The organism is bacterium (assembly GCA_037128595.1).
In the GTDB taxonomy this organism is placed as follows: Bacteria; Verrucomicrobiota; Kiritimatiellia; order CAIKKV01; family CAITUY01; genus JAABPW01.
The window spans coordinates 77,459-88,759 of sequence record JBAXWB010000011.1 but is presented as its reverse complement, the minus strand read 5'-3'; the positions used below and the strand labels follow the sequence as shown (position 1 = coordinate 88,759).

The 11,301-nt window shown below is 58.6% G+C and carries 11 protein-coding genes; 4 read left to right on the top strand and 7 right to left on the bottom strand.

The genetic code is table 11. The features are described 5' to 3' along the window. Positions 1-172: 172 nt before the first annotated feature. Positions 173-670 (top strand): cupin domain-containing protein, encoded by a 498-nt coding sequence (locus WCS52_08755; protein MEI6167273.1) that lies wholly within the window; start codon positions 173-175, stop codon positions 668-670. A gap of 39 nt (positions 671-709) precedes the next feature. Further along, positions 710-1,549: a pirin family protein gene (locus WCS52_08750; GenBank protein MEI6167272.1), complete on the top strand. Its 840-nt coding sequence runs from the start codon at positions 710-712 to the stop codon at positions 1,547-1,549. Here WCS52_08750 and WCS52_08745 read toward each other — a convergent pair. The 6 genes from WCS52_08745 to WCS52_08720 all read right to left on the bottom strand — a co-directional run bounded on the left by WCS52_08745 (position 1,539) and on the right by WCS52_08720 (position 8,088). Continuing rightward, positions 1,539-2,516 (bottom strand): oligopeptide/dipeptide ABC transporter ATP-binding protein, encoded by a 978-nt coding sequence (locus WCS52_08745; GenBank protein MEI6167271.1) that lies wholly within the window; start codon positions 2,514-2,516, stop codon positions 1,539-1,541. The genes WCS52_08750 and WCS52_08745 overlap by 11 nt on opposite strands. Positions 2,517-2,519: 3 nt before the next feature. Continuing rightward, positions 2,520-3,512: an ABC transporter ATP-binding protein gene (locus tag WCS52_08740; protein MEI6167270.1), complete on the bottom strand. Its 993-nt coding sequence runs from the start codon at positions 3,510-3,512 to the stop codon at positions 2,520-2,522. Continuing rightward, positions 3,512-5,089, bottom strand: a complete 1,578-nt coding sequence (locus WCS52_08735) for an ABC transporter permease subunit (GenBank protein ID MEI6167269.1) — start codon at positions 5,087-5,089, stop codon at positions 3,512-3,514. The genes WCS52_08740 and WCS52_08735 overlap by 1 nt, the downstream gene beginning before the upstream one ends. Positions 5,090-5,158: 69 nt before the next feature. Then, the gene (locus tag WCS52_08730) at positions 5,159-6,964 is read right to left on the bottom strand and encodes a prenyltransferase/squalene oxidase repeat-containing protein (protein ID MEI6167268.1); all 1,806 of its coding nucleotides are present in this window, start codon (positions 6,962-6,964) and stop codon (positions 5,159-5,161) included. Next, positions 6,961-7,518 carry a sigma-70 family RNA polymerase sigma factor gene (locus tag WCS52_08725; GenBank protein ID MEI6167267.1) on the bottom strand — a complete coding sequence of 186 codons (558 nt, stop codon included), beginning with the start codon at positions 7,516-7,518 and terminating at the stop codon, positions 6,961-6,963. Before WCS52_08725 ends, WCS52_08730 begins: the two co-directional genes overlap by 4 nt. A gap of 51 nt (positions 7,519-7,569) precedes the next feature. Then, entirely contained in the window at positions 7,570-8,088 is a 519-nt protein-coding gene (locus WCS52_08720) for an N-acetyltransferase family protein (protein MEI6167266.1), read from the bottom strand. Between the two features lie 96 nt (positions 8,089-8,184). On the opposite strand from WCS52_08720, the gene WCS52_08715 reads away from it, so the two are divergent. Continuing rightward, positions 8,185-8,781 carry a bifunctional nuclease family protein gene (locus tag WCS52_08715; protein MEI6167265.1) on the top strand — a complete coding sequence of 199 codons (597 nt, stop codon included), beginning with the start codon at positions 8,185-8,187 and terminating at the stop codon, positions 8,779-8,781. A gap of 62 nt (positions 8,782-8,843) precedes the next feature. Here the strand turns inward: WCS52_08715 and WCS52_08710 are convergent, their stop codons facing one another. Continuing rightward, positions 8,844-10,178, bottom strand: a complete 1,335-nt coding sequence (locus WCS52_08710; GenBank protein MEI6167264.1) for a helix-turn-helix domain-containing protein — start codon at positions 10,176-10,178, stop codon at positions 8,844-8,846. 99 nt (positions 10,179-10,277) lie between these two features. Between WCS52_08710 and WCS52_08705 the strand changes: the two genes are divergently transcribed. Further along, positions 10,278-11,297, top strand: a complete 1,020-nt coding sequence (locus WCS52_08705) for a dihydropteroate synthase (protein MEI6167263.1) — start codon at positions 10,278-10,280, stop codon at positions 11,295-11,297. Positions 11,298-11,301: the final 4 nt, after the last annotated feature.

The following is an 11,301-nucleotide window of genomic DNA, read 5'->3' as shown; positions in this document are numbered from 1 at the left end:
ATTGATTCGTCATGGGATTCTTTCTTTCCTGCCATAAAAGCGGTTATGAGATGTCAGGACGATATGGCAGGAGGGCTTCAATATCAACTCAAGACTCGACAGGCGGAGCATTCAGCGCAATCATGAAAACCAGGAATGGGTATTATTGAATGGAATCGATGGGGCCAAAGTAATGAAAACAGCCGCTTATTGGATTAGAAGCCTGCAATTGGCCCCCCATCCCGAGGGGGGCTTCTATCGCGAGGTCTATCGGTGTCCCGAGGCCATTTCACGCAAGGCATTGCCAGGGCGCTACACCGGTTCACGGGCGGTTTCAACCTCCATCTATTTTTTGTTGCGTGGCGGGGATGTCTCCAGATTCCACCGGCTTGCCTCTGATGAAATCTGGCATTTTCATGCCGGCAGTCCGTTGACCTTGCATATTATTGATCCCAAGGGGATCTACCAGTCGGTATCTCTTGGTGTCGAGGGGCACCGCCGGCAACAGCCACAACTCGTCATTAAGCGCCATCATTGGTTTGCGGCTACCGTGGATAATCCCCGTGAGTACACCCTGATGGGCTGTACGGTGGCCCCCGGATTTGACTTTGCGGATTTTGAACTGGCTGATCGCGACATTCTGGTGCGCCGCTGCCCTGGGAAAGCCGCCTTGATTCAGCGTTTGACTTAATAATGTTCCCATATGGGTCTCACAAGAAAGGATTTTGCGATGAATACAGTCAGGAAAATTTCGCAAACGGTAACCGGCTCCAACCAGGTGGACGGTGCAGGGGTCCATCTGGTGCGGGTGTTGGGCCCCGCACAGACCAAGGCATTCGATCCCTTCTTGATGCTGGATGCCTTTGATTCGAGAAATCCCGCCGATTATATTAAAGGATTCCCCTGGCATCCTCATCGCGGGATTGAAACGGTAACCTATCTGATGGCCGGCGATATTGAGCATGGGGACAGCCTGGGTAACCAGGGACACATCCTGGATGGCGGCTGCCAGTGGATGACGGCCGGCAGCGGCATTATTCACCAGGAAATGCCCCACGCGTCCCCCCACATGCTCGGGCTTCAACTCTGGATCAACCTGCCGCGCAAGGACAAGTGGGTCCACCCGCAATACCGCGATATCAAGGCGGAGATGATTCCCCGGCTTCAGGAGAAGGCGGGTACCGTGGGGGTGATTTCAGGAGCCTATGGCAAGGTCAAGGGCGCGACTCAGGGCGACTATGTTCAGGCCCTGGTTATGGATGTTTCCTTGAAACCGGAGGCGGCCTGGTCTTTGCCGGTTGACAGTCAATCCACGCTCTTCATTTACATTGTGCAAGGCGCAGGATTGTTCGGGGACCCCGTGGTGCGGGTGGAAAGCCATCGGGCCGTTTTATTTGGCGAAGGGGACCAGTTCGCCGTCCAGGCCGGTTCCGACGGGATGCGCTTCTTGCTATTTGCCGGTCACCCGTTGCAGGAACCCATTGCCTGGGGCGGGCCCATCGTGATGAACACCCAGGAGGAACTGGATCAGGCTTTTGCCGAATTGGATGCCGGCACCTTCATTCGCTAATTTCGTGTTTCCGGATGCAGGCCACCATTCGGGGTGAGCCCGGAGAAAGGGGCTCAAGCAGGGGAGGCTGAACCTTGCAGGCCTCAATGGCATGGGGACAGCGGGTATGGAAGCGACAGCCGGAGGGAGGGTTGGCGGATGAGGGGATATCACCCCGGAGAACCGTCCTGCGTTTCTTCTCTCCCAGCGGAACCGGTACGGCGGAAATGAGCGCGCGGGAGTAGGGATGCGCCGGATGATCCAGAACTTCGGAAGCCGGTCCCGTCTCCACCACCACCCCCAGATACATGACCACCACCCGGTCGGCAATATGCCGGATCACCCCGAGGTCATGGGAAATGAACAGGTAGGCTAGATTATGTGAGGCACGCAGGTCTTTCAGCAGATTCAACACCTGGGCGCGGACAGAAACATCCAGGGCGCTGACGGCTTCATCACAGATGACAAGCTCAGGCCGCACGGCAATGGCGCGGGCAATACTGATGCGCTGCCGCTGTCCCCCTGAAAACTCATGGGGGTATCGATGGAGCCCGCTGGCCTCCATCCCCACCTCAAGGAGCAGGCGGCGGGCGGTCGCTTCCCGGTCGCGCGGACGGATCAGCTTCTGATGGAGCATGCCTTCCGTCACAATTTCCTGGATGGTCATGCGGGGATTGAGAGACGAGTAGGGATCCTGAAATACCATTTGAATCCGGCGGCGCAGGGGCATGCTGTCCTTGTGCCGGGCGGGCCAGAGCGGGGTGCCGTCCAGATGGATGGTGCCTGACTTTCTTGGCTCCAACCCCATTACCGTGCGGCCCAGGGTGGTTTTGCCGCAACCGGATTCGCCCACCAGCCCGACGGTTTCGCCCGGCTCAATTGTGAGTGACACGCCATCCACGGCATGGATGTGGCCCACCGTGCGGGCGAAGACCCCGCGCTTGATGGGGAACCAGGTCTTGAGATCTTGAATGTGGAGGAGGGGCATGGGTTATTTTGAAATATGAGATTTGAAATCTGAAATTTCAGACAGGAAACAGGCGGACTGGTGGCCGGGGGCAACGTCAAAGAGAGGGGGGAGTTCCTGGCGGCAGCGGGGAAAGGCCAATTTGCAGCGGTCGGCAAAGCGGCAGCCGGCGGGATAGGCGAGCGGGGAGGGGACTTGTCCCTCAATGGATGACAACCTTTCGGAGCGGCTGGTCAGGCTGATGACCGATTCAAGGAGGGCCCGGGTGTAGGGATGGGCGGGATGCCTGAAAAGCTCCTGACGCGGTCCTTCTTCAACGATCCGGGCGGCATACATGACCAGGATCCGGTCACACATTTCCCAGACCACGCCTAGATCATGGGTGATGATCAACAGGGAGGTGTCCCTGCTTTTCATTTCCAGCAGCAGGTCGAGAATCTGGGCCTGGATGGTGACATCCAGCGCGGTCGTCGGTTCGTCGGCAATAATCAATGCCGGCTCCAGCATCAAAGCCATGGCGATCATGACGCGCTGGAGCATGCCGCCGGACAGCTGGTGGGGATAGGCCCGCATCCGCTCCCCGGGATCGGGAATGCCGACTTTCTTCAGCCAGTCCAACGAGCGGGATTTTGCGGTCTGATGATCAATATCCAGATGGAGTTGCAGGGTTTCAATCAGCTGGGCGCCGACCGTGTGGAGCGGGGAAAGCGCCGCCTGGGGTTCCTGGAAGATCACACTGATCCGGCGGCCCCGGATGGAGCGCAATGTGGCGGCCGGCAGGGAGAGCAGATCGTGCCCCTCGAAGACGGCCCGGCCCGACAGGATCCGGCCCGGCGGCATGGGAATCAAGCGGAGCAGGCTCAGGGCGGTTACGGATTTCCCGCAGCCGGATTCGCCGACCAGGCCGACGACTTCGCCCTGGCCGATGGAAAACGAGACATTTTCCGCCGCCGTCAGCGGGCCTTCATCCGTGTCGAATGACACGCTCAGATTTTGTATGTCCAGCAGGGGGTTCATTATTCAAATTTCGTTTTAGGTCTGGGATCATAGACATTCCGGATGCCTTCACCCACAAAGACGCCCAGTAACATAACGGTGAACAGCGCCAGCGCCGGATAGAGAATCAGCCACCAGGCCCAGCGGAATTGCTGTGCCTGTTGCAGGAGTTCCCCCCAACTGGGGGTTGGGGGGGGCAGGCCGAAGCCCAGGTAATCGAGGGCCGCCAGCGAGCCGATGGCCCCGACCAGATTAAAGGGAAAAAAGGTGATAAGCGGCGTGAGTGCGTTGGGCAGGATGTGCCGGAAGATAATGGCCCGGTGCGGCAATCCTAGCGACCGGGCGGCCTCAACAAACGGCAGATGACGCAGCCGCAAAAATTCGGCCCGGATGTAGTAGGAGATCCCGATCCAGTTGAAGATGGCGTAACAGATCAACAGCAACAGGAATCCTCGCCCGTAGACCGCTCCCAACAGAATCATCACGTAGAGAAAGGGCAGGGCGCTCCAGATCTCCGTGAAGCGTTGTCCGAGCATATCCATATGACTGCCGAAATAGCCTTGAATGGCACCCAGGGCGGTGCCCAGCAGCATGGCAAGGATGACCAGGAGAAAGCCGAAGGTCAGCGAGGTTCGCAGCCCATACAGGATGCGGGCCAGCACATCGCGGCCGGAACTGTCGATGCCCAGCCAGTGGCCCCGGGTCGGGGGATAGGGCCAGCGCACTTCTGACTTGGTGGCCGTTACCGCATAAGGGGTTCCCTTGATTTCGATGATCCGGGGTAACGCGGCATTACTCAGACTCCCGGCGGCAAAGGCGGTCAGCGCTGTCTGGGTCTCGGGCGAAAGGGTGGCCCAGGGTGAAAATGAGGAGGAGGTCAGTTGCATATCGCTGTTCCATGCCATCCTGCCGCGCGGGAGCGGGGATGCGTCCGGTTTTTCGCGGAGGGTCAGTCGGATGGTGGAAGGGGGGAGATCGCGCGGGGTGAATTCCGGCAGGGAGAGTTCGGCCACCCGGTGGGGATTTCTTGAATGGACGGTTGTGACGCTGATCGATGGGGCTTCTTTATTCTGAAGCCGTAGGGAAATGGCCGCCTGCAGCGCGGGTGAAATCAGCCAGGTATTGGTAAAGGCGTGTCCCCTCAGGGCGTCCGGACCGAGTTCGAAAAAAAACTCCGGATTGGCCGACCGGGTGATGCAGAGATTGGTTGAGACGGTAACGGAGGCCACCTGCGGTTCAGGGCGGAAGGTCAGGGTGACCGCCTCGGGCAGGGCGATGGAGGTGGGCGGGACATTTTCATAGGGCCCATAGGGGACAGGAGGGAAGAGCATGAAATTGCCAGGCGGAACGGTGAAGAGCAGGAGGGCTTGGATCTGCTTGTAGTCCGGCCGGGTTTGGCGGCCGTTATGCAAAAAGGTGTCTTCTGGATGGAATTGGACCAGGGGGACATAGTAATGGCCGTCGAACCGGACCACGAGCGGCGTGTTATTGCAGAGCACCTCGGCGGCGAGGCTGATCAGGTACAATGACAGGAGGATCCAGAGCGACCACCAGGCGCGGCGTAATTTCTGAAACCGCCGCCATCGCTTTACTGTCACTGGATTCCATTCAATCATGACGGCCGATTGTAACGGCCTTCGCTTGAAAAGAAAGGCTGAACCGTCTGCTTATTTGATATCAATGGAGACATCGCCCGAAGCGATTTTCTTTACGGGTTCCGGTTCCGGGCGTTGGGCATAGGAGGGGAGGTAGCGGTAATAGACTTCCAACATCAATGCGCACAGGGTGGTGGTATAGACATGCGAGCCATTGTCGTAATCGCCCTGCTCCCAATGCCCGTCCTGTTTTTGTTTCGAGAGCAGCACGCGCTGCATGTGGAGGTTCCAGTGCATCCAGTCGGCCTGGTTGCCGCTTTGGAATTTGGCTTGAGACACATAATAGCCGGCATAGACATTGGCCTTGCCTGCGGCCGGCCATTCAAGCTCAGCGTTTTGTAATATTTTGAGGCCGGATTTGACAGGAGGCGAGGTGTTCTTGCCCAGCATTTGCAGGCAGAGGGTCCCCACGCCAGTCATGCTGAGCCGGCCCCCGCCCACAGGGGCCACCCCGTCTTTCCCTTCATAGACAAACCCGCTGCCATCCCTGGCGAGGGCGTCGGAGAGCAGGAAGCGGGTGGAGCGGGTGAGGGCCTCCTCCAGTCCGTCCAGATCAGGAATGGCGGTTCTGGCCGCCTTGAGTGCTTGAATCTGCCAGCCTGTGACCGAGGTGTCGAACCGCTGACCTTTCAGGTAGTTGTAGTCGAATCCACCGGCACTTTGCTGGCCATTGATGATGACCCGTGCCGCTTTTTCAAGCGGGGGTTTCAGATCCATGATACGCGTCATCGTATAGGCTTCGGCCAGAGCATAGGTCGCGATGGCATGGGCATAAACATTTTTCGAGAAGGCACCGGTGCTCTCCTGGCGTTTCAGCAGGCTTCTCAGCCCGCGTGTGACGGTGTCGCCGAATTCCGGGGAGGAGGGGGTCTCACCGTGGGCCAGATAGGCCAGCAGGGCCAGGCCGGTCATGGCGGTCGGCTCCTGTCCCGGCCAGCTGCCATCCGCCGCCTGGTGCGCTTTGAGCCACTGCAGGGATTTGCCCACCGCGGCTTCCGTCTTCTGCGCCTTCTGCTCAGTCAGAATGGCCGCGCGAAGAGTCGTCTCGCGATTCCCGTGTGAGCTGGGAAGGAAGCCGCCTGGGACGTGCCGGAGGGAAAGGGGCGCGGAGAGCGGTTCCCCTGAGGAGGTCCCGTCCCCGGGGCGTTCCAGAGGGGGGCGGGGAGAGTCGTCGCCGGGTCCCGGGGCACCCCCGCCAAGAGGCGGAAGCGTCAAGTCGGTTGGGGCCATGGGTGGCTCCGATGATCGGCCAGACGGCGTGGTGATTTCCGGGGGCGGGGTGCTGTCAGAGGGGTCAGGCTGGTTGAGGTCTGGCTCCCCGAGGTTGATGATGACCGCGCCCTTTTCCTCAGAACCCTCCTGATCGGGGGGAGGCGGGAGGACATAAGGGACCCAGAAGAGCAGGAGGAGCAGGGCGGCGACATTCACGGCCACCGAAAGGCTGACGGGGCCGAAGATGCGGACCAGTTCAGCCTTTGCGGTTCTATGGGCGAGGGTACCGGGGGCGGCCTTCAGGCCCTGGAGAATCAGGGAGGCGCGTTCGCGGAAGGTTTTCTGCCGGATCAATTCCATGAATACGCTGGGCTCTTTCTGCTTTTCCACAATATCCATGACCATGACGGCGATCCGCTGGGTTTCCGTGAAATCGATGCGGCTGGATTGCGCATGGAGCCGGATATGCTGGCGGGCCTGGTTTTCGAACAGTTTCCGGCGAACGGGGTTTTTAAGCACCTCGGCCTTGAGTGCGGCCCGGCCTTGCGGGGTGAGGCTCCCTTCAAGGTATTCCTCCATCAGCAGGATGAATTCCTGTTCATTCATGAGACCACCTCTTTCATCATGCAGTCTTTGAGAATATCCCTCACACGGAACAAGGCGACGGCCACCCAGGTTTCCGTCCGGTGGGTGAGGGCGGCCAGTTCCCGGATGGACAAGCGGTTGAAATAACGTTGTTCGACCAGCTTGCGGGAGTCTTCGGGCAGTTTGGTGAGACAATGGCGGAGGCGTTCCACATACTCCTCTTCGCGGTCTTGGGCCTGCACGGAATGCACGGCGGCATCCAGTACGATCCGGTCGAGTTCATCTTCGCCGGGGGCAACGTATCGGGAGCGTGCCTTCAACTCTTTGAGCATCAGATTCCGGGCAATGCCCTTGGTCCAGGAGAGGAAGGTGCCGCGTCGTTCATATTTCGCGATGTTTTCGTAACAGACCACGAGCGTGTGCTGGAGCACTTCTTCGACCATATCAATGGAACAGGCGTGGGCGGAGAGGAAGATCCGTAACTCCTTGCGGATGGCGAACACCACGTCGCCAAAGGCATCCCGATCCCCGTTTTGGATCCGTTCTATGAGTTGGTCGAGTTCGGTTTCGTTCACTGGATCTTACCCTCTAGTCCGTATTACGCGGAAAAGATGAGATATTACAAATTATCTGCTGACCGGCGCGGTGGGGGTGGGGAGGAGGAGCTGATAGAAGGCCATGTCAAGCCAGCGGCCGAACTTGAAGCCCGCCTGTTTGATGGTGCCGCAGTACTCAAACCCGAGGCGGCGATGGAGGGCCATGCTGGCTTCGTTGGTCGTATCGATGGCCCCGACCAGGGTGTGGAACTGCTGGGCTTGGGCGAGGCGGATCAACTCCTGCATCAGGTGGGTGCCAATGCCCTTCCCCCGGAACCGGGCGTCAACATAGATGGAATGCTCAACGGTATATTTGTATCCCGGCTTGTTGCGAAAGACTCCGTAGGTGGCAAAGCCCATGAGCTCACGGGCGTCATTTTCAATTACAACGACGGGAAAGCCGTCCTTGGCTTTGGCCTCAAACCAGGCTGACACTGTTTCAAGGGATCTGGTAGTGTCGTCCCAGAGGGCGGTGGAATGGAGAATGGCCTCATTAAAAATAGCCATGATGGCCGGCAGGTGGCGTGCGTCACATGAAATGAGTTTCATCAGGGGCTTATATATAGTCGTTACGGTGGATCTCTTCAATAGAACCTTTTCACGGCACGCGAAAGGGTGATAGAGTGCAGCCATACGAGGTAATTTATGATTCATGTCAAAGTAGCCGGGTTATCGTTGTCCAATCTGGGATTTGTGGTTCTGCTCAAGGGGGATCCCGATCCCCGGACGCTGCCCATATTCATTGGCGGGGCGGAAGCCCAGTCGATTGCCTTGTGGCTTGAAAAGGTTCAAATTCCCCGTCCCCTGACCCATGATCTGTTCAAAAACGTACTGGATTGCATGGAGTGTCGCTTAATGCGGGTGGTGATCAAGGATGTGGTGGATAATACTTTTTTTGCGGTACTGGTGTTGGAACATGACGGGGTTGAAACCGAGATTGACGCCCGGCCGAGTGATGCGATCGCCCTTGGGTTGCGGTGCTCCTCCCCGCTCTATGTGACCGCGCAGGTGATGAATAAGGCGGGGGTCGTGATTGCGGAAGAGAAGGAGGCCGACGCGAAGGCGGAAGCGTCCGGCAAGGCGCAGGCCGGCGAACCCGCCAAATCCGCCAAATCGAAGGGCTCTCCGCTCGAGCAGTTGAAGGCCAAACAGGAAAAGGCGATCGCCAAAGAAGACTACGAAGAGGCCGCCAAACTCCGGGATGAGATCAAGCGTTATGAGCAGGCGCACGGGAAGAATTGAAGCCAGTGAGCAGTGGGCAGTAAGCAGTGGGCAGTAGACAGTGGGTAGAATTTGGTATCTGCCTACTGCTTACTGCTAACTGTCTTCCGTTTTCTCAAAGGCGCGGTTTCATCGAGATTTCCGCTGCCGGGCCGGTTCAGGGCTTCGTCGGGCACGCGGAGCAGTTTCCGGAATGCGCCCGGGGTGAGATTGATGGCTTTCTTGAATTCCCGCGTAAAATGGCTCTGGTCGAAGAAACCGCAGGCGTCCCCGATACCGCTGATGTCCAGCGAGGTGGTGGCGAGGAATTTCTTGGCCTCTGAAATACGGATCTCGGTGAGGATTTCCTTGAAGGTTTTTCCCACTTCCTGCCGTAAGCGGTGCACGAGCGTTGAGGAACTCACCCCCACGGCCTTTGATGCCAGGTCAAGCGTGACGCTCTCCGGATAATGGGATTGAAGCCAGTGGGTGACCCGCTCGGCCAGGCTGCGCCCGTCGTGAGTCAGGGTGTTCTGTCCGACAAAAAACTGCTGGATCCATTCCGTCACCTCGTAACAGCTTTCCTCCGTCGTGCGGGCCTGCTCCAGCCGGACCATGTTGCGCAGTTCCCGGCTGGTGGCGACCGCCCAGGGGGTGCCCCGCAGAATATCCTGACTCGTCATGACGGCCAGCAGGACGCGAAGATGGGCCTTCAATTTTAGCGGGTCCCAATTACTCGCCAGCAGGAGTTTTGCGAGATATTGCGAAATGAAGGTGTGGGCCTCAGGCTTATTGCCCTTATTCAGAAATGTAATGAGCTGATAGGTATTGCCCGGGATGTCCGGCGTGGCCTCAGGGTTCTCCCGGATCTCGGCGGCCGCCTCGGCGATCCGGCGTTGCTGGAGATATTTCCCATTTTGCCTGCGGAAAAACTCACTCGAATTAATGCCATTGGAAAAGGTGGTCTCCATCGCCAGGGCCCCCAGGCCTCTCAAGGCGGCGGGAGTGATGAGTTTCACCGACTCCAATTGCTTCAGGAAGGTGGCGGGATGGGCGTCAGGCCATGACCGGGCCAACTGGGTAACGGCCTCCCGGATGTCCGGTTTTTCGCCACTCACACAGAAGCCGCCCAGCGTAATGCCGCCGATGCACTTGCCATGGGGCGCCACCGGAATGGCGATCACCAGCAGATTGGCCCAGCATCGGAAATAATACGGCTCCCCCGCGCTCATTGATTGCAAGGTCCCATTACAGCAGGCCACCCGGCATAACGAGGCGGCGACCGGATGGGCCAGTGCCTGTCGGCAGAAGGTGCAGACTTTTTTGTTCAGAAGCACCTGCCGCTCGTAAAGGGCGTGATAAACGGCCCCTTGTCCGGCAATCTCTTCGATTTCCTGCAGCAGATGGGTGAGCTCAGAGGTCTCGGGTCTTAATTTCACAATGCCAGATTGTGCAATAATCACGCCTGTTTGTCCAAGAATATCGGGGAGGTGCATGCCATATTAGGCACGTTTTGAAGAACGAGTCAGGAGGGGCATTTGAAAACATTAATTGTGGTGGGTGAGAATATCCATTGTACCCGTATTTATAAAGTGGGTGGTAATTTTGTAAAGCAGTTGGACGACGGCCGGTTCGCGGTGGTCTACGGGGGCAAGGCGGACGCGCGCGCGTTGCCCATTCCTGAGCATTTTTTAAAGACGGCGGATTGGGAGGCCGGCAAAATCAAGCATTGTGCCGTGGCGGTCTGGCAGGGGTTGTATGGGGATGCGGCCGGCAAGGCGGCGGCCGTGGATTATCTCCGTTACCTGGCCATGCGGCAGGAGCGGGCCGATGCCTCATTCCTGGATGTGAATGTGGACGAGTTCAGCACTGATATTGCCGAGCGGTGCCGTGCGATCCAGTGGGTGGCGGAGGTGGTGCAGGCCACGGCGTCGATTCCACTGAGTATTGATTCCTCCAATCCCGCGATTCTGCGTGCGGGTCTGCAGGCCTGTGATTCCCGGCGGGGCCGGCCCATGGTGAACTCGGTGTCGCTCGAGCGGCAGGAGTCCATTCCGGTTGCGGCCGAATTCAAGGCGGTGGTCATTGCCTCGGCGGCAGGAGAGAAGGACCTGCCCGGCAACACGGAGCAGAGGCTGGCGAACATCAGCCGCCTCATGCCGCTCCTCGATGCCGTGGGCATTCGCGGTTCGGATGTGTACGTGGATCCCCTGGTCTTTCCGGTGGCGACGGACTCGAACAACGCCCAGTCCTTTCTGGAATCCGTGGCCGCCATCCGGAAGGCCTATGGCCCTGAGATTCACATCTCCGGCGGCTTGAGCAATGTGTCGTTCGGGATGCCGGCCCGTAAGCTCATCAATCAGGTGTTCACCTGGATGGTGGTGGAGGCGGGTGGTGACAGCGGGATTTTGGACCCCCTGCAAATGAATGCAAAAATCCTGTCGGCCGTGGATACCACCTCCGAGTCGTTCACGTTGGCACGGGCGCTGTTGACGGGCGAGGATATGTTCGGGGTGGAATTCATCATGGCGCATCGCGAAGGCAAATTAGTGGAGTGAGCGG

Excerpts from the sequence above, each read along its gene's own strand:
- WCS52_08755 (MEI6167273.1), top strand. The coding sequence starts at position 173 with ATGAAAACAGCCGCTTATTGGATTAGAAGCCTGCAATTGGCCCCCCAT.
- WCS52_08750 (MEI6167272.1), top strand. The coding sequence starts at position 710 with ATGAATACAGTCAGGAAAATTTCGCAAACGGTAACCGGCTCCAACCAG.
- WCS52_08745 (MEI6167271.1), bottom strand. The coding sequence starts at position 2,516 with ATGCCCCTCCTCCACATTCAAGATCTCAAGACCTGGTTCCCCATCAAG.
- WCS52_08740 (MEI6167270.1), bottom strand. The coding sequence starts at position 3,512 with ATGAACCCCCTGCTGGACATACAAAATCTGAGCGTGTCATTCGACACG.
- WCS52_08730 (MEI6167268.1), bottom strand. The coding sequence starts at position 6,964 with ATGAATGAACAGGAATTCATCCTGCTGATGGAGGAATACCTTGAAGGG.
- WCS52_08720 (MEI6167266.1), bottom strand. The coding sequence starts at position 8,088 with ATGAAACTCATTTCATGTGACGCACGCCACCTGCCGGCCATCATGGCT.
- WCS52_08715 (MEI6167265.1), top strand. The coding sequence starts at position 8,185 with ATGATTCATGTCAAAGTAGCCGGGTTATCGTTGTCCAATCTGGGATTT.